Below are 16,671 nucleotides of genomic sequence, written 5' to 3'. Positions count from 1 at the left end.
GTGCGGGTGGCGGCTCCCCTCGCCGGGGCCGGTTCGGCCGGGTTCGTGCGGGTCGTCCGCGACCCGCCGGGGGCGTACGCACGGTCGGGTGATGTCCGTGCCGAGCCGCCTCGGTCGGCCTGTACGGCTGGCTACGTTGCCGGGGTGAACCAGAACCGACCGCGGGTCGCCCGGCACCGGCGAACCGCCGCCATCGCCGCCACCGTCGCCCTGCTCTGCGGTCGGCTGGCCGTGCTGGCGGTGACCACCCTGATGGTGATCGTCGGGATGCCGGCACCCGCGCACTCCGGCCGTCCCGACATCGGGCCCGCCGATGGTCGTGACCCCTGGTCCGCCGACCACGCCGATCCGTCGCCGCCACGGACCGAATTGGCCTGGCTCGCCACCGAGAACGCCATTTTCGCGGTCGACGCGGCCGAACGCATCGTGCGGTACCGGGGCTGCGACGGTGACACCGGCCGGGTGTTGGACCAGGGCATGAGGGTGACCGACGGGGTCGCCAGCGGACGGGTGACGGTCAACGGCATCACGTACGTCTACCGGGTGCCGTTGCGCGGTCGCACCGAAGGGGCGGTCGAGATCCACCGCCCGGACCTGGAGCCCGTGGTGCTGAGCGGTGAGGTGGTGACCAATCCGCAGCCGCCCGTCGACCGGCGGCGCGGTGCGGAGCTGTTGCCGCTGACCGAGCAACTGCGGGAGATCGTGGCAGCGTCGCCCAACCCGACCGGCGTTGCCGTACGCGACCTGTCCGGCCGGTACGGCGACCAGCAGATCGGGGTGGACGGCACCTTCCGGCCGAAGGCCGCGAGTGTCATCAAGCTGTGGATCCTCGCCGAGCTGCTGCGCGAGGTCGACTGCGGCTGGCAGTCGTTGACCGACGGTGTGCTGGTCCTGCCCGAGGATGTCGTCGGCGGCTCCGGCGAATTGCAGCACGAGACGTTCCCACAGGTGGTGACGCTCTACCGGCTCGCCCGGTACATGATCATCTACAGCGACAACACGGCGGCGAACGTACTGATCAACCATCTCGACGGGTTCGTCCGGGTGAACGCGCTCATCGACACGATGCTGCTGAAGCAGACCGCGCTCAACCGCAGGATGCTCGACACCGCAGCGGCCGCGCGTGGCGAGGAGAACTACCTCACCGCGGACGACGTGGTGTCGCTGCTCGGCGCGGTCTGGGACGGGAACATTCTCTCGCCCGCGTCCCGAGCGCTGATGATCTCGTTCATGCTGGAACAGACGATCAACACGAAGATCCCGGCCGCGTTGCCGCCGGGCGTGCCGGTCGCGCACAAGACCGGCGAACTGCCGGACGCCTCGCACGACGTCGGTTACCTGCTGATCCCGCACTCCGAGGTGGCGGTCGCCTTCGTCACCTCCGGCCCGGAGGCCACCGGCGCCGAGACCGTACGCCAGCTCGCCCGAGCCGTGTACGACTACCTCGTACCCGTCGATTCCGCCGTCACCGGCCTCGGCCCCGCGCCCGACGGCGGAAAGTAGCCGCAGACCGGCTGGTTTCCCCCGCCGGGGATCACGGGCGACGGGTACGGCACCGGTCCCGTGCGGGCGGCGCTTTGTCCCGCCGATCGGGCCGAACTCCCGGGTCTGCGGGACATCGTCCGGGCGACGATGGTCTCCGAGCGTTCGGCAACGAGGCTCGGACCTCAACGACGATCCCGAGTGGACGCCGCGTCACCTACGCTCCGGCGAACCGGCGCGCTGACGGTACCGACGACCGCCGGTCCACCTCCGACCATCGAAACGAGGAGTCATGATGTCTGACGTCCCCACCGAGACCGACCGGCGGATCCTGCTGCTCGCCGCCGACAACACCTTCGCCCACCTCTACGGCGATCTCGGCGCGGTGCTGGCCGAGCCGGAGCTGGGTGACAGGTTCGGCGGAGCGGTCGAGTTCTTCCACACCGACGGCCAGCGGCTGGCCCCGTACTTCGGGCCCGACTGGCGGATGGCCGACCTGCAACCGAGCGCCGAGCCGGCCGACCCGGACGAACTCCAGCGGCGGCTCCAGGCGGTCTTCGAGCACCTGGAGCGGTACCTCAAGGACCACCCCGAGCTCACCGACCGGTACCGGACCACCGTCGAGCAGTTGGTCGACGAGATGCCCGCGCCGAGCGGCGGCACGTTGCAGGACGCGATCGACGCGCTGCCGTGGCACATGCACGGCAACACCGGCAATTTCCTGCACAACGCCATGCACGCCGCAGGCTGGGCACACTGACCGTCCGCCGGCGCCCGGGGAGGCCCGACTTGATGTCCACCGCAGCATCCATGATCAACCGCCGTCGCGTGCTCGCCGCGGCGGCGGTGGTCGTCGCCGTACTCGTGCTGGTGGGGCAGTGGCTCGCGCCGGCACCGGGTGGGCCGACCGCGATGACCGCGGTGATCGCCGCGTCGTTCACCGGGCTGGGCGGCCTGGTGCTGGCCGGCGTACCCGGTCACCGGGTCGGGCGGCTGATGCTCGCGGCCGGACTCACCGCCGCCGTCGCGGTGCTGGCGCTGAGCTGGCTCACCTGGTTGCCGCTGGCCTGGCTGGTCCAGTGGCTGTGGTGGCCGCCGTACGGCCTGATCTTCCTGGCCCTGCTGTACTTCCCGGACGGAAGGCTGCCCGGCCCGCGCTGGCGGCTGGTGGCGGCGCTGATCGTCGCGTCGACCGCGGTCACCACCGGCGCGCTCGCCGTGGCCGCCCTCGACGACCCCCGCAACCTGCTCTTCTCCGGCGAGCTGGCCGCGACCGAGCGGGCCCGACTACTCGTACGGATCGCGCTGCTGTCGGTCGGGGTCGGCCTGCTCGGACTGGTGGCGGTGCTGGTGTCGCTCGTGCAGCGGTGGCGACGGTCGGTCGGGGAGGTCCGCCAGCAGCTCGCCTGTCTGCTCGCCGCCGGGGTGCTGTTCCTGCTCGGGTTGCTGCTCGACGGGCTCAACCTGGCCGGCGCCTGGGTGCTGATGGTGATCGCCATCCCGGCCGCGATGACGCTCGCCGTACTGCGCTACCGCTTGTACGGGCTGGAGCAGGTGATCAACCGGACCCTGGTGTGGCTGGTGATGAGCCTGCTGGTGATCGCCGGTTTCGTGGCCATCGTCGCCCTGCTGCGCGACATCCTGCTGCGCGGCAGCACCTCCAACGCCTCGCTCGTGGCGACCGGCCTGATCGCGGTCACCTTCGACCCGCTGCGGCACCGGGTGCAGCGCGGGGTGAACCGGCTGCTCTACGGCGACCGTGACGACCCGTACGCGGTGCTCGCCCGGCTGGGTGACCTGCTGGAGCGGACCGTGCAGCCGGAGGCGGTCCTGCCGCTGCTGACCGGCACCATCGCGCGCTCGTTGCAGGTGCCGTACGTGGCGGTCGAGGTCGACGGGACGGACGGGCCGAGACTGCACGCCGAACACGGCCGCGCGACCACCTCGGTCGAGCGGTTCGACATGCTCACCCACGGGGAACGGGTGGGGAGCCTGATCGTGGCCCACCGCCGCTCCGGCAGCCGGTTCACCCCGGTCGAGCGCCGGCTGCTGAGCGACGTGGCGCTGCACGCCTCGGTCGCCACGGCCACCGCCCGGTTGATTCGTGACCTGCAGGAGTCGCGGGAACGGTTGGTGATGGCCCGCGAGGAGGAGCGTCGGCGGCTGCGCCGGGACCTGCACGACGGGCTCGGCCCGACCTTCGCCGGCATGTCGATGCAGGTACGCGCGGCGCGGAAGATTGCCGACGGGCAGGACCGGCTCGGCCGGGTCCTCGACGGGCTCGCCGACGACCTGCGCACCTGCACCCAGGAGGTACGGCAACTGGTCGACCAGCTGCGGCCGGCGGCGCTGGACCGGGGGCTGGAGTCGGCGCTGCGGGTCGAGTGCGAGCGCTTCGACGGTCCACAGTTGTCGGTACGCCTGAGCGTGGAACACGACCTGCGCGGGCTGTCCGCGGCGGTCGAGGTGGCGGCGTACCGGGTGGTGTCGGAGGCGCTGACGAACGTGGCCCGGCACGCCGGGGCGAGCGCCTGCGAGGTGACCGTACGCCGGGACCACCAGCTCGTGGTCGAGGTGGTCGACGACGGGATCGGTTTCGCCGGTCCCCGGCCCGGTGGGGTCGGTGTGGAGTCGATGCGGGAGCGCGCTGCCGAACTGGGTGGGGACTGCGAGATCTCCGAGGTGTCGCCGCACGGCACGAGGGTCCGGGTCCGGCTGCCCTGTGCCGAGTTCGCGCCCGCCGAGACCGGTACGGTTGCCGTACGACAGGTTGGTCCCGGTGACCCGGTCGAGCCCGGTGGTGCGGTCGAGCCGGAACCGGTCGCCCGGTCGCTGGGTGAGTGAGGCGGCGAGTCATGTCCGATCGGGTACGCGTGTTGATCGTGGACGACCATCCGGTGGTACGTCGTGGGCTGCGCACCATGCTCGAGGACGAGCCGTGGGTCGAGGGTGTGGTGGAGGCGGCCTCGTGCGCCGAGGCGCTGGTGGCGGCGGTGACCGAAGGGGTCGGGGTGGTCGCGATGGACGTCGCGCTGCCCGACGGTGACGGGGTGGACGCGACCGCCCGGATCATCCAGAGTCGACCGCACGTGCACGTACTGATGCTCACCATGGCCGACGACGAGGACGTGGTGAATCGCGCGTTGCGGGCCGGTGCCCGTGGTTACGTGCTCAAGGACACCGATCCGGACACCATCCTGCACGCGCTGCGTACCGTCGCCGGAGGCGGTCTGGTGCTCGGTCCCCGGATCGGGCCGCAGGTGCTCACCACGCTGCGCCGCCAGCCGGTCGAGTTGCCCGCACCGTTCGACCAGCTCACCCCGCGTGAGCGGGACATCCTGCGGTACCTCGCGGCGGGTGAGGGCAACGCCCGGATCGCCCGCCGGTTCGGGCTGAGCGAGAAGACCATCCGCAACCAGGTCTCGGCGGTGCTGGCCAAGCTCGGCGTCGCCGACCGCGTCCAGGCCGCCCTGCTCGCCCGCGACGTCGGCCTCACCGGATAGCCGCGTCCGGCTCGGTCGAACGGCACCTGGTTTAGTCGTTTATGCGGCAAACGTCCGTTTGGCTGGTTAACGTGACATCGGCGTCACGGCTAACTGTCAAGGGGTGTCTCTGATGTACGGACCACGACGTGCGGGCTGACGACTCGGCCACGAACGAGGTCGTGGTGCTGCTCGGTACCCGGTCGGAGGCGGTGAAGGCCGCCCCACTGGTACGCCGGTTGCGGCTGGACAGCCGCATCACGGCGACGGTGGTCGACAGCGGGCAGCACCCCGGACGGGTGCCGGAGGCACTGGCGCCGTTCGACCTCGCCGCCCAGGCCACGCTGCAACCCGTACGCCGGACCGGGTCGCTCGCCGAACTCGCCGCCGCGCTGCTCACCGCGACCGACGGTGTGCTCGCGCAACGCCGACCCGCGGCCGTGGTGGTCCAGGGCGACACCCTCACCGCGCTGGTCGCCGCAATGGTCGCCTTCTGGCAACGCATCCCGGTCGTGCACCTGGGAGCCGGTCTGCGCACGCACGACCTGGACCGGCCCTTCCCGGAGGAGGCGAACCGCTCCATGCTGTCCCGGATCACCGCCCTCAACCTGGCACCCACCCCGACCGCCCGCCAGCACCTGCTCGACGAGGGCGTGCCGGACAACCGGATCGTGCTCACCGGCAACACCGTGGTCGACGCGCTGCACCATCTGCTCGACCACCAACTCGCCCAGCCGCCCGACTGGATCGACCCGACCCGCCGGGTGGTCGTCGTGACGCTGCACCGGCGGGAGAACTGGGGCGGTGGCGTCTTCGGCCTCTGCTCCGGGCTGCGTTTCCTCGCCCGCCGCTTTCCGGACGTGCAACTGGTCATGGTGACCCATCCGAACCCGACGCTCGACGCGGAGATGACCGCGCAACTCGGCCGTACGCCCGGCATCCGGCTGACACCGCCGCTGGTCTACCCCGAGATGATCGGCCTGCTGAGCGTGGCCGACCTGGTCATCACCGACTCCGGCGGCTTGCAGGAGGAGGCCGGCACGCTCGGCGTACCGGTGCTGGTCGCCCGGGACAGCACGGAACGCCCCGAGATCCTCGACTCCGGCCACGGCACCCTGGTCGGCACCGACCCGGAACGGCTCGTCGCCGCCGCGACCCAGGAACTGAACGTACGCTCCACCGCCGAGCGGGCGCTCCCGTTCGGCGACGGGCGGGCCAGCGTACTGGCGGCCTCGGCCATCACCGACCTGCTCGCCCTACCGTCGTCACCGGGCTCGCCGCCCCACCCACCCACCCCCACCTTCCACCCCGCCCCCCTCCGCCCCACCGCCCCCGCCCGCTAACCCCGCCCCTCCCTCCGCCTCCCCCCGACCCCGAACCCGCTCTTGTAGAGAAAGAGGGGGTATCCGGCGCGAAATAACCCCCCTCTTTCTCTACAAGAGGGGCGATCTTGTGGGGGGAGAGAGGGGGAGGGGAGGTGCGGCGTTAGGTCTGGGCGGAAGTGGGAATCGACCGGGTTTCGGGCGACGGAGGGGGACGGGCGTGTCGGTGCCTGAGGATCTGGTCTGCAACGCCCGCGATCATGGGTTGGCGGGGGACGGGGTGACCAACGACCAGCCGGCGTTACAGGCGCTGGTCGACAAGCTCGGTACGGCGTACGCGGCCGACGGGCTGGCGCGGGTGATCCACTGCCCGCCGGGCGTCTACTCGATCCGGGACACCGGCACCGTGTGGCGTAGCGGGATCTCCCTGGTCGGGGACGGGATCGGCGCCACCAAGTTCGTGCTCAGCAACGAGGGGAACCGGGTCGACCCGGTGCCACTGGCCTATTTCACCGCCGTGCAGCACGGGGCGAGCCGGGAAAACCACATCGCCGACTGCACGTTCGCCAGCTTCGAGATCGACGGCTCAGGTGTGCAACTGGCCCGCTACGACTACCTGGCCAAGGGTCTCGGCCTCCAGTACGTGATGCGCGGCCGGTTCCGCGACCTCTACATCCACGACACCGCCGCCACCGGTCTCGGCTGCGACTTCCTCCAGGACACGGTGGTGCAGGGCGTGGTCGCGCTGCGCTGCGGTCGACTCGACACCGGGGAGCAGATGGGCGGTGCCGGCATCGGCATCGGGATCGGCGGCTGGGGGGCCAGCGAACGGCTCACCGTCTCCACCTGCACCGCCGTCGGCAACGGGACCAACGGCATCTTCCTCGAACTCCAGCAGAAGATGTGGCCGCCGCCGCGCGGCATCAGGATCACCGCCTGTCATGCCGAGGACAACCGGTTCGGCATCTCCGACTGGGGCGCGGAGGGCCTGATCGTCAACGGCTGCACGATGATGGGCAACCACGAGGCCGGCTTCGACGTCTCCGCCCAGGGCACCTGCGGGATCGCCGGCCGGGGCGGGATCGTCGCCGACTGCGTGATCGACGCGAACATCCTGGACGGGCTGAGCATCGGCAACACCCCCGGCCGCTACACCGTGCGCGGCAACCGGATCAGCCGCAACGGCCGCTACGGCTACCGGGAGCACAACCTCGCCGAGGACTCGATCCCGGCCCGCGAGGTCGTACTCGACGGCAACGAGATCTGGGAGAACGGCCTGGACGGCGTACGGGTCGACGCGGGGCTGATCGACGGTGCGATCGTGAACAACCGCATCCGGGACAACGGCCGGCGGGAGGCCGGTGCCGCCAGCGGCTCGGGGGAGCGGGTCAGCTACACCCGTACCGCCGTGCGCGACGACGGCGCGAACTGGCTGCCGGACGGGCACCGGGGCAAGATGGTGACGGTGGGTAACTGGACCGCGATGGTCGCCACCAACACCGCCACCGAACTGCTGCTCGCACCGGTCCGGCCCGGTGCCACCACGGCCTGGGCCGGGGGTACGCCACCAGCCGGCGCCACCTACCGGCTGCCGGACGCACCCCCGAACCGGGCCGGGATCACCCTGGCTGCCGCCACCTCGGAGCTGACCCTGCGGCACAACCGGGTCTGGGACACCCAGCGGTACAAGTCGCAGACGCACGGCCTCTGGGTCACCGGCGACGGAACCCGCGGCTCGGCCGACTTCCAGGACAACAACTTCGCCGGCAACGCGGTCGCACCCACCCGGGTCGACACCCCGCAGTACGCCTGACCGGCGCACCGGCACACCGAACGGAGAATGAGTGGCTGTCCGGGTGGACAGCCACTCATTCGCTACCGGTGCGTTGACTTGACTACGGGGTGGTGCTTCCGAACTCGACCCAGTTGAGGTTGACCAGGCCCGTGGTCGGGCCGCCGGTCACCGGGGTGAACACCAGGTAGAGGCGTTGCGGGCCGCCGGGGTAGGTCACCGGGATGGCCTGACTCGCGTAGGCACCGTTGCCGCTGGTGGCGTTGAGTACGGCGGTGGCGACCACCGCCCCGGTCGGCGAACCGACCCGGAGTTCCACGTTGGCACGCGGGGTGCCGACCGTGGCGGTGGAACCACCCGAGTAGCGAACGGTCACCGTGCTCACGCCGTCGAAGTTGATCGGCTCGAACGCGATGTAGTCGCCCGCGTCGATGGCGCCGACCTGTGAACCACCACCGGTGTCGGTGCTGGCGGCGATCGTCACGCCCTGCTGGACCTGGGCGTGCTCGGCCTGCTGGCGGCGTACCTGGATGATCGCCTGGCCGACCGTGGTCAGCGCCGGCTGGCCGTTGGCACCGAGGTCGGTGTACGTGGCGCTGATCCCGCCGTAGAGGTAACCACCGGCGTGGTCGGCACCGTCGGCCGGCGTCGGCAGGGTGCCGGTGCAGCCACTGGTCTCGGTCTCGCCGTGGCCGTGGGTGTCGTGACCGAGCACGAAGGAGACCGTGACCCGGCTGCAGTCGATCGTCCCGTCCTCGGGGTCGGTGACGGCGACCGTGAACGGCACCGTGTCACCCCAGTTGAAGAACGTACCGCCTGCCGGCACCGTCACGGTGACCGTCGGTGCGGTGTTACCGACCACGATCTCCCTGGTCAGCACCGCCGTCTTGCCACTGGAGTCGGTCACCGTCAGCTTGGCGTTGTACACCCCGTTGGCGGTGTACGTGTAGGTCGGGTTCGGGTCGGCCGAGTCGACCGTGCCGTTGCTGTCGAAGTCCCAGGCGAAGGAGATCGACTCACCCGGGTCCGGGTCGGACGAACCGGCGCTGGAGAACTGCACCGGCAGCGGGGCCCGGCCGGAGGTCGGGTTCGCCGACAGCGCGGCGACCGGGGAACGGGTGCCCTTCACGTACCGGATCATGGAGAGCTGGGCGTCCGGGTTGGCCCGGAAGAAGCCGTCGCCGTACTCCAGCACATAGAGGTTGCCGTCCGGGCCGAACTCCATCTCCATCGGGTTGTCGAAGATGACACCGGGCAGGAACGCCTCCACCCCGGTCAGCTGGCCGCTGCCGTTGGTGCGCATCATGAACAGCTTGTCCCGGGTGAACTCCCCGAAGACCACGCTGTTGTTGTAGTACTCGGGGAACTTGGTCTCCGAGGTGCTCTCCGAGTTGTACTTGTAGATCGGTCCGCCGTGCGGGCCGACGCCACCGGTGCCGATGACCGGCCACTGGAAGTCGCAGGTCGCGGGCGGGGTCTGCAGGTACGCCCCGGCGCAGGTGGTCCGGGCCTCGTAGGTGTACCAGAACTGTGGCTGGGCGACCGCCGGCAGGACCGTACGGCCGGTGTTGCGGGGCGAGTTGTTGACCGGCGCACCGCAGTTGAACGGCTCCCCGGAGGTACGGGTGACGAAGTCGTAGTCGATGTACGGCAGGCTCGGCGAGTAGCAGTACGGCCAGCCGTAGTTGGCCGCCTTGTTGGTGGCGAACCACCGGCCGGTGCCCTCCGGACCACGGGTCGCACTCGGCGTACGCGAGTCCGGCGAGTAGTCGCCGACGTACACGAAGCCGTTGCTGTCCACGTCGAACCGGAACGGGTTGCGCAGGCCCATCAGGAAGATCTCCGGACGGGTCTTGTTGTCGTAGTCGGTGTTCTCCGGGAACAGGTTGCCGGCCGGGATGCTGTACGTACCGTTGTCCTTGACCTTGATCCGCAGCACCTTGCCGCGCAGGTCGTTGGTGTTACCGGCCGAGCGCTGGGCGTCGTAGCCCGGTCCCTGGGTGGGGGACTCGTTGATCGGGTTGAAGCCGTCCGAGCCGCTGGCGTTGGTGTCGTCACCGGTGATCAGGTAGACCAGACCCTTGCCGTCGAACTTCACCTTGCCGGCGACGTGGCAGCAGATGCCCCGGTCGGTGTCGACCCGCATAATCTGCTGCTCGGTCGCCATGTCGAGCCGAGGGGTCGGTCCGTCGACGAACTTCACCCGGGAGAGCTGGTTGTAACCCTTGAACGCGTTCCAGACCGTCGGGTCCGTGCTGGTCGCCGGGGCGTCGCCCTCGTTGACACCGGGGGTCGCCGGGTTGTCCAACGGGGTGTTCAGCGGCGGCGAGTAGTAGATGTAGACCCACTTGCTGGTGGCGAAGTCGGGCGCGATCGAGATCGTCTGCAACCCGTCCTCGTCGTGCTGGTACACCGGGATGGTGGTGATGACCGGGCTGGCACCCGTCGTCGGGTCGTACAGCCGGATCTCGCCGCCGCGGGTGTTGTGCAGCACCCGCCCGTCGGGGAGGACCGACAGCGACATCGGCTCGCCCGGCTCGTCGTTGAGGGTGACCTTCTCGTAGTTGCCGAGTACGGTCGCACCGCAGTCGCCCTCGACCACGCCGGCCGCCCACTGGATGCCGCCGAGCAGGTGCTTCTTGAAGCCACCGACCCGGTAGGTCTCGATCGAGTGGCCGAGCCCGGTGTAGAAGGAACGACCGCCCTGGTAGTCCTTGCACCAGCTCACCGGGTGGTCGAAGCCCATCGTGCCGCCCGCGAAGCTCTTCTCCTGCGCGGTGGCGAGCACGTGCGACGAGCCCCGTACGTTGGTGGTGAAGTTGTACCACTCCTCGGTCAGGGTCAGCGTCTGCGGCGTCGCCTCGGTGGCCGGGTGGACCCGGTCGGCGACCTCGACGACACCCGCCTCGGTGCTGGCCACACCGGACGCCTTCGCGCCGACGAGGTTCTGGTAGAACGCCCAGTCCGGCTCGGTTTCGGCGGCCGCGTGCACACCGACGTACCCGCCGCCGGCCTTCACGTACGACTCGAACGCCGCCTCCTGGCCGGGGTTGAGCACGTTGCCGGTGGTGTTGAGGAAGACCACCGCCCGGTAGTCGGCCAGGTTCTCGGCGGTGAACGCACCACCGTCCTGGGTGACGGTGACGGAGAACCCGTTCGCCGCGGCCAACGACTGGATCGTACGGACACCGTCGGTGATGGACGGTCGACGCGTACCGGCGGTCTTGGTGAAGACCAGCACCCGGTAGTCCTCCGGGGCGCGGGCCTCGGAGCGCAGCGCCGCCGGTCCGTTCTCCTCGGTGACCAGGCGTTCCTCGGCGGAGCCCCGATCGGGCGCGGCCGAGGCCGGTACGGCCACCAGGCCGGGAAGCACGATGGTGGCGCCGGCCACGGCGGCAAGCCACCGGCGCAGGGGTCTTGTCATATGTTCCTCCGGGGGTGTGGAGCGGGCATGCGGCGGCACCCGCGGACACCGGACGCGCACGGGCCCGGTGTGCTGGTGTGGTTGTCACGATGGGGTGTGACGCCGCATCCGTATGGATGGTGCGCGATCTCGCAGGACCCGCCACCGGCCGCCGATCGGTGACGCCGGGAGTTGTCTGTTACCGGGTGGTCGCGCGCGCCGACACGACGATCCACGTTTCCTGCTGTCCGGGCCGGTCGTGGTGCACCGGTCCCGCCACCCGCCTGTACGGCGGAGGATCGTGGGCTTGGCCGCGCTTGCCCGGCCAAGGTTCCGGGTATGGAATCGGGGCCGGTCGGCCACCGTCCTACCGGGTCAACTGGCCGCGGCGGGCCAGGGGAGTGTGCGTGGGCGGCTGGAGGCTGTCTTGTCCATGTCTCGCTACCTTCCTCGCGACCTGGGCCGCGGCGACGATGCGGGAGTTGGGGGTGGGACAGTGGCGCCGCCGATTGCGCCGCTGAAACGTTTTTGCGGGTCTCATGCAGGGGTTCTGGAGAGGCTCTGGCTGAAACAGAACCTTAATCCGTGGGCAACACGAAAGATAGACCCAAGACCAACTAACTTCCGTCGATCCCAGCAGAAGCCTCTGCGTGCCGTGACAAAAGTCCGAAACCATGCCGTGCCGCCCGTGGCTGGGCGAGGCCGGTCGGGAGGGAATGGGTGAGGGTTGTGAATCTTGTGTGACGGTGCTCGCCGTGGCGCGCCCGGTCCAGGTGGGACTGGCTACGCTCACGATTCGTGAGCACCCTTACCCGCGTACGTGTCTGGCTGGTGCTGTTCGTCGTCGGCCTGGTTGTCAGTGGCGTCACCGCGTTTCCCCTCGAGGCGGAGAGCCGCCTGCTGGTCCAACTGCTGCACGCCGACTGGTCACCGGCCCCGGAACACCTGCCGGTGCTGGTCGACTGGATCGACCACGTGCACCGGGGCATCGTCGCCACCAACGACGAGTACCCCTTCCTCGCGTACGGAACGGACTGGCTGGCCTTCGCCCACCTGGTCATCGCGATCGCATTCTGGGGTCCGTACCGGGATCCGGTGCGTAACGTCTGGGTGGTCCACTTCGGCATGATCTCCTGCGTCGCGATCGTCCCGCTGGCGCTGATCGCCGGCCCGGTCCGGGGCATCCCCTGGTGGTGGCAGCTCATCGACATCTCGTTCGGCGTCTTCGGCATCATCCCGCTGCTCTTCGCCCACCGGGGGATCCGTACCCTCGCCGCCGCCTCGTCCGACGCCGCCGCCTCGTCCGACGCTGGCGGTTCGTCCGGCGACGCGGGTGTGCCCGGCGGAGGCGACGCGCTGGCATCCGGGCCCGCTCGGGTCTAGCCGAGCCGGCCCACCGCCGACAGCCGGTACGGGTCCGGCGACGCTTCGAGGTCGGGCCGTGACCTTATGATGTTCGCGCGGTGTGTGTCGTCGTGGAGTTGTCGGTGACGGGTCGAGGCGAGGTTGGGCGCGGTGGTCAGAGGTAGGTTCATCCGGTTCGACGAGGCGCGTGGGTACGGGTTCATCACACCGGACGGCGGTGGTGAAGACGTCTTCGTGCACGCGAACGTGCTGGGTGACGGGAAATACGCGTTCGTGCCGGGCGTGCCAGTGGAGTTCGACGCGGTGGAGAGCGATCGGGGCATGAAGGCCCTGGCGGTCCGAATTCTCAAAGCGGACCACAGCGGGGCGACGGTCGGCAACGGAACGCTGTCCAGTACGGTCCCGGCCGCGGTCGAACGCACCGACGACGACGGCATGTGCGACGTACTCACGCCGGCTGGTTTTCGGCACGAGGTGACGGAGTTGCTGCTCGACGCCGTACCGACGTTGACCGCGGCACAGATCGTCCAGTTGCGGCAGGCGCTGTCCGTGCTCGCCCAGCGACACGGCTGGGTGGAACACTGACGGTGGACCGGGCACCGCATTGACCCGAAATTGTCCCGCTCCGTGGATTTCCGCTGTCCGCGGCGGGCCGTTCCCGGCTAGCGGGGCGGTTCGGGGTCGGTCACGTCGGCAACGGTGGCGTCCAGGGAGCGCAGCGCTTCGTCGGCCGCCAGCGCGATCGCGACGCCCCGCTCACCGGCACCGAGGGTGATCTGACGTCCGCGTACCCGCTCGTCGGCGACGACCGGCCACGCGTTGGTGGAGCCGAACGGGGTGATGGTGCCGCGCTCGTACCCGGTCGCGTCCTTGGCCGTGCCCGCGTCGGGCAGCGAGAGCCGGTTGACGCCCAGCAGTGCGCGCAGCTTGGGCCAGGAGATGACCCGGTCACCCGGCACGAGGACGAAGACGTAGTCGTTGTCGCCCCGACGGATCACGATCGTCTTCACGATGTCCGCGACCGCCATGCCGAGCGCGGCGGCGGCCTCGGCGACACTGCCCACCGGCCCGTGCCGGATCACCTCGTAGGGGACGGCGGCGGAGTCGAGGGCGGCGGAGGCGGAGCCGGGCATGGCTGCACAGTACCTCCGGTCGCGGCGGGTCGGCCGGGGGTTCGGTGAGCAGGCGCTCCACCTGCGTATCCATCGGATGTCGCCGGCTGCGTCGCGGTCGGTGACCGGCCCGGGAACACGGCGTTCGCCGGCTCACTTACCGACAGTGGTTGTGAAAGCGTTCAACGGGCTGGTAGACATCGGATGTATCACGGCCGTTGGGTGCCCGAGAGCCGGATGATTCGCACCGAGCCGGGCGGTCGGCGCCGCGTCGCCGCCACGCCGGGCGGTGCGGGTTCGCCGATTCCGGTGGCGCCGCACTGCGAGCCTGTGACTGACTGACCGCGCGGGCCGGAGGGGAACGAGCATGGCGCTCACCGACGAAGCGATCCACAAGATCAAAGAGATGATCGTCTCCGGCGAACTGCGCCCCGGCGACCGGCTGCCCAAGGAGGCCGACCTGGCCGACCGGCTGGGCCTGTCCCGCAACTCGCTGCGCGAGGCCGTCAAGGCACTGTCGGTGATCCGCGTGCTGGACGTACGGCAGGGTGACGGCACCTACGTGACCAGCCTCGACCCCGGTCTGCTGCTCGACGCGATGAGCTTCGTGGTCGACTTCCACCGCGACGACACGGTGCTGCAGTTCCTGGAGGTCCGCCGGATCCTGGAACCGGCCGCCGCCGCGATGGCCGCCCAGCGGATGACCGAGGAGGGGATCGCGAAGCTGCGTACGCTGCTCGACGGCCTGGGCGGCGAACCGACCATCGACGCGCTGGTCGCCAACGACCTCGAATTCCACCGGCAGATCGCCGCGGGTGCCGGCAACGACGTGCTCTGCTCGCTGATCGACAGCCTCTCCGGTCCCACCACCCGGGCCCGGATCTGGCGCGGCCTCACCCAGGAGAGCGCGGTCGCCCGCACCCGCGAGCAGCACGCCGCGATCCTCGACGCGATCGCGTCCCGCCAGCCCGAACTGGCCCGGTCCTGGGCCACCGTGCACGTGGCCGGCGTCGAGGAGTGGTTGCGCCGCGCGCTCTGAGCGCCGGCCGCCGACCAGCTCGGTGGGGGAGGCGTGACCGATACCGCCTTGTCGCATTTCTGACCCATTGCCCTGGGCCGTTCGGCTAGGGGGCTACCGACCACGAGTCTTACGCTCTGCTTCATGTTCGATACCATCCGGCAGGACTTTCGGCGGAACCGGGACCCGTTGGTCCGGCTGGTGCTCGCGGTCTTCCGCTTCGGGCAGTGGACCGCCGCCCGCCGCACCCTGACCCGCAGGTGCGCGACCGTGCCGTACAAGGTGCTGAACCTGCTGGTCATCAGGCTCGGTACGAACAGCGACCTGCCCCGCGAGCTGACCTGCGGTCCGGGACTGCGCCTGTTCCACCCGTACGGGCTGGTGTTCCACCGGGACGCCCGCCTCGGCCGGGACGTGAACGCGTACCACCAGGTGACGATCGGGCGGCGGGACCACAGTGGTGAGCCGGTCATCGGCGACGAGGTGACGCTGGGCGCGGGTGCGACCGTACTCGGGCCGATCGTGATCGGGCGGGGCGCGAAGATCGGGGCCGGGGCCACCGTGCTGGACGACGTCCCGCCCGGCGGCCGGGCCCTCGGACCGAGGGCCCGGGTCACCGGCCTACCCGTCGGCGACCAGCCGACCAGCGGTGAGCACCCAGCCGTCGACAACGGCGGTGAGCACCTGGTCGGTGGTGCGCCGGCCGGCAGTGTGCGCGAGAGGGTCGACTGATCCGGCGCGGGCCGGGGCCGCTACCCGGCGGTGTCGGACGGCAGTTCGCGGATCACCGCGACCGGGGATTCCGCGTGGTGCAGCAACTGCTGGCTGACCGAGCCGAGCACGAGGCCCCGGAAGCCGCCGTGGCCACGGGTGCCGACGACCACCAGTTGCGCCTGCCGGCTCGCCTCGACCAGTACGGCACTCGGGTGACCGGTGACCACCTCGCCGGTGATCGGCAGGTCCGGATACCGCTCCCGCCAACCGGCCAGGTCCTCGTCCAGCGCGGCCGACTCGGTACGGGTGACCTCGGCCGAATCCACGTCGGTCCGATGCCATGGTGCCGTCGGCTCTGCCCAGGTGCGGATCGCGTGCAACGGCACGGCCCGGCTCACCGCCCGTTGCACCGCCCAAGCGAGCGCGAGCCGGGCGTACGGTGAACCGTCCGCCCCGACCACGATCCGCCTCCGTCCGGTTTCGGCACCCGTACCGTCGGCGGGCCCGCCGGGCAGCGGGCGGACCACCACGACCGGGCAGTGCGCGTGGGCGCTGACCGAGAGGGTGGTCGAGCCGGCGAGCAGGCCGCTGAAGCCGCCGTGCCCACGGCTGCCCAGCACCACCAGTGCCGCGTCGGCGGACCGCTGCCGCAGCCCGATCCCGGCCGGGGTGTCGAGCACCTCACCCCGTACGGTCAGGCCCGGATGGGAGTCGGCGGCCTCGGTGACCGCGGCGGAGACCACCTCGCCCACCGCCCGCCGGGTCGTCTCGTCCGGCCAGGTGCCGGGCCCGGGACCCGGTCCGATCCAGCTCGCCGCGGTCATCCACTCGAAGGCGTACGCCAGCAGGACCGACGTACCGGTCCGGGCGGCCTCGTCCAACGCCCAGGCGAGCGCGAGTCGGGCCCCCTCCGAGGCGTCGTAGCCGACCAGTACCGGTCTGTCGCTCATGCCTGCCTCCAGACGACGGTGCGGGCGGTCC

13 protein-coding genes are annotated in these 16,671 nt (G+C 70.6%); 10 read left to right on the top strand and 3 right to left on the bottom strand.

The features are described 5' to 3' along the window. The first annotated feature begins 144 nt into the window (after nt 1-144). The 6 genes from AB0J90_RS17640 (at nt 145) to AB0J90_RS17615 (ending at nt 8,099) form a co-directional block, all read left to right on the top strand. A complete protein-coding gene (locus AB0J90_RS17640; protein ID WP_363597001.1) occupies nt 145-1,503 on the top strand; it encodes a serine hydrolase in 1,359 nt (452 codons plus the stop codon). Nucleotides 1,504-1,777: 274 nt separating this feature from the next. Then, nucleotides 1,778-2,242: a hypothetical protein gene (locus AB0J90_RS17635; protein ID WP_363596999.1), complete on the top strand. Its 465-nt coding sequence runs from the start codon at nt 1,778-1,780 to the stop codon at nt 2,240-2,242. Nucleotides 2,243-2,274: 32 nt separating this feature from the next. Further along, nucleotides 2,275-4,326 carry a sensor histidine kinase gene (locus AB0J90_RS17630; RefSeq protein ID WP_363596997.1) on the top strand — a complete coding sequence of 684 codons (2,052 nt, stop codon included), beginning with the start codon at nt 2,275-2,277 and terminating at the stop codon, nt 4,324-4,326. An 11-nt stretch (nt 4,327-4,337) separates the two neighbouring features. Beyond that, nucleotides 4,338-4,985, top strand: coding sequence for a response regulator transcription factor (locus AB0J90_RS17625; RefSeq protein WP_363596995.1), 648 nt, complete (start codon nt 4,338-4,340; stop codon nt 4,983-4,985). A gap of 128 nt (nt 4,986-5,113) precedes the next feature. Further along, the gene (gene wecB / locus AB0J90_RS17620; protein WP_363596993.1) at nt 5,114-6,307 is read left to right on the top strand and encodes a UDP-N-acetylglucosamine 2-epimerase (non-hydrolyzing); all 1,194 of its coding nucleotides are present in this window, start codon (nt 5,114-5,116) and stop codon (nt 6,305-6,307) included. Between the two features lie 199 nt (nt 6,308-6,506). Beyond that, nucleotides 6,507-8,099 (top strand): right-handed parallel beta-helix repeat-containing protein, encoded by a 1,593-nt coding sequence (locus AB0J90_RS17615; protein WP_363596991.1) that lies wholly within the window; start codon nt 6,507-6,509, stop codon nt 8,097-8,099. An 82-nt stretch (nt 8,100-8,181) separates the two neighbouring features. Here the strand turns inward: AB0J90_RS17615 and AB0J90_RS17610 are convergent, their stop codons facing one another. Further along, nucleotides 8,182-11,502: a ThuA domain-containing protein gene (locus tag AB0J90_RS17610; protein WP_363596989.1), complete on the bottom strand. Its 3,321-nt coding sequence runs from the start codon at nt 11,500-11,502 to the stop codon at nt 8,182-8,184. Between the two features lie 777 nt (nt 11,503-12,279). On the opposite strand from AB0J90_RS17610, the gene AB0J90_RS17605 reads away from it, so the two are divergent. Both AB0J90_RS17605 and AB0J90_RS17600 read left to right on the top strand, forming a co-directional pair. After that, nucleotides 12,280-12,864 carry a hypothetical protein gene (locus AB0J90_RS17605; RefSeq protein ID WP_363596987.1) on the top strand — a complete coding sequence of 195 codons (585 nt, stop codon included), beginning with the start codon at nt 12,280-12,282 and terminating at the stop codon, nt 12,862-12,864. A 132-nt stretch (nt 12,865-12,996) separates the two neighbouring features. Then, nucleotides 12,997-13,431, top strand: a complete 435-nt coding sequence (locus AB0J90_RS17600) for a cold shock domain-containing protein (protein WP_363596985.1) — start codon at nt 12,997-12,999, stop codon at nt 13,429-13,431. A gap of 77 nt (nt 13,432-13,508) precedes the next feature. On the opposite strand, the gene AB0J90_RS17595 is transcribed toward AB0J90_RS17600, so the two are convergent. Then, entirely contained in the window at nt 13,509-13,979 is a 471-nt protein-coding gene (locus AB0J90_RS17595; protein ID WP_363596983.1) for a YbaK/EbsC family protein, read from the bottom strand. A gap of 346 nt (nt 13,980-14,325) precedes the next feature. Between AB0J90_RS17595 and AB0J90_RS17590 the strand changes: the two genes are divergently transcribed. Further along, the gene (locus tag AB0J90_RS17590; protein ID WP_326559895.1) at nt 14,326-14,997 is read left to right on the top strand and encodes a FadR/GntR family transcriptional regulator; all 672 of its coding nucleotides are present in this window, start codon (nt 14,326-14,328) and stop codon (nt 14,995-14,997) included. Between the two features lie 123 nt (nt 14,998-15,120). Then, on the top strand, nt 15,121-15,708 hold the full coding sequence (locus AB0J90_RS17585; RefSeq protein WP_363596981.1) for a serine acetyltransferase: 588 nt from the start codon (nt 15,121-15,123) through the stop codon (nt 15,706-15,708). A 20-nt stretch (nt 15,709-15,728) separates the two neighbouring features. Here the strand turns inward: AB0J90_RS17585 and AB0J90_RS17580 are convergent, their stop codons facing one another. After that, nucleotides 15,729-16,640 carry a universal stress protein gene (locus AB0J90_RS17580; RefSeq protein ID WP_363596979.1) on the bottom strand — a complete coding sequence of 304 codons (912 nt, stop codon included), beginning with the start codon at nt 16,638-16,640 and terminating at the stop codon, nt 15,729-15,731. Nucleotides 16,641-16,671: the final 31 nt, after the last annotated feature.

This window comes from Micromonospora sp. NPDC049523, from assembly GCF_040676775.1.
Lineage (GTDB): Bacteria > Actinomycetota > Actinomycetes > Mycobacteriales > Micromonosporaceae > Micromonospora_G.
The sequence above is the reverse complement of the archived record's forward strand: the minus strand, read 5'-3'. Positions and strand labels throughout refer to the sequence as shown.

What these genes read in the sequence shown, in the direction of transcription:
- AB0J90_RS17610 (WP_363596989.1), bottom strand. Translation starts at nt 11,502, where the DNA reads ATGACAAGACCCCTGCGCCGGTGGCTTGCCGCCGTGGCCGGCGCCACC.
- AB0J90_RS17630 (WP_363596997.1), top strand. Translation starts at nt 2,275, where the DNA reads ATGTCCACCGCAGCATCCATGATCAACCGCCGTCGCGTGCTCGCCGCG.
- AB0J90_RS17635 (WP_363596999.1), top strand. Translation starts at nt 1,778, where the DNA reads ATGTCTGACGTCCCCACCGAGACCGACCGGCGGATCCTGCTGCTCGCC.
- AB0J90_RS17595 (WP_363596983.1), bottom strand. Translation starts at nt 13,979, where the DNA reads ATGCCCGGCTCCGCCTCCGCCGCCCTCGACTCCGCCGCCGTCCCCTAC.
- AB0J90_RS17585 (WP_363596981.1), top strand. Translation starts at nt 15,121, where the DNA reads ATGTTCGATACCATCCGGCAGGACTTTCGGCGGAACCGGGACCCGTTG.
- AB0J90_RS17590 (WP_326559895.1), top strand. Translation starts at nt 14,326, where the DNA reads ATGGCGCTCACCGACGAAGCGATCCACAAGATCAAAGAGATGATCGTC.
- AB0J90_RS17580 (WP_363596979.1), bottom strand. Translation starts at nt 16,640, where the DNA reads ATGAGCGACAGACCGGTACTGGTCGGCTACGACGCCTCGGAGGGGGCC.
- AB0J90_RS17625 (WP_363596995.1), top strand. Translation starts at nt 4,338, where the DNA reads ATGTCCGATCGGGTACGCGTGTTGATCGTGGACGACCATCCGGTGGTA.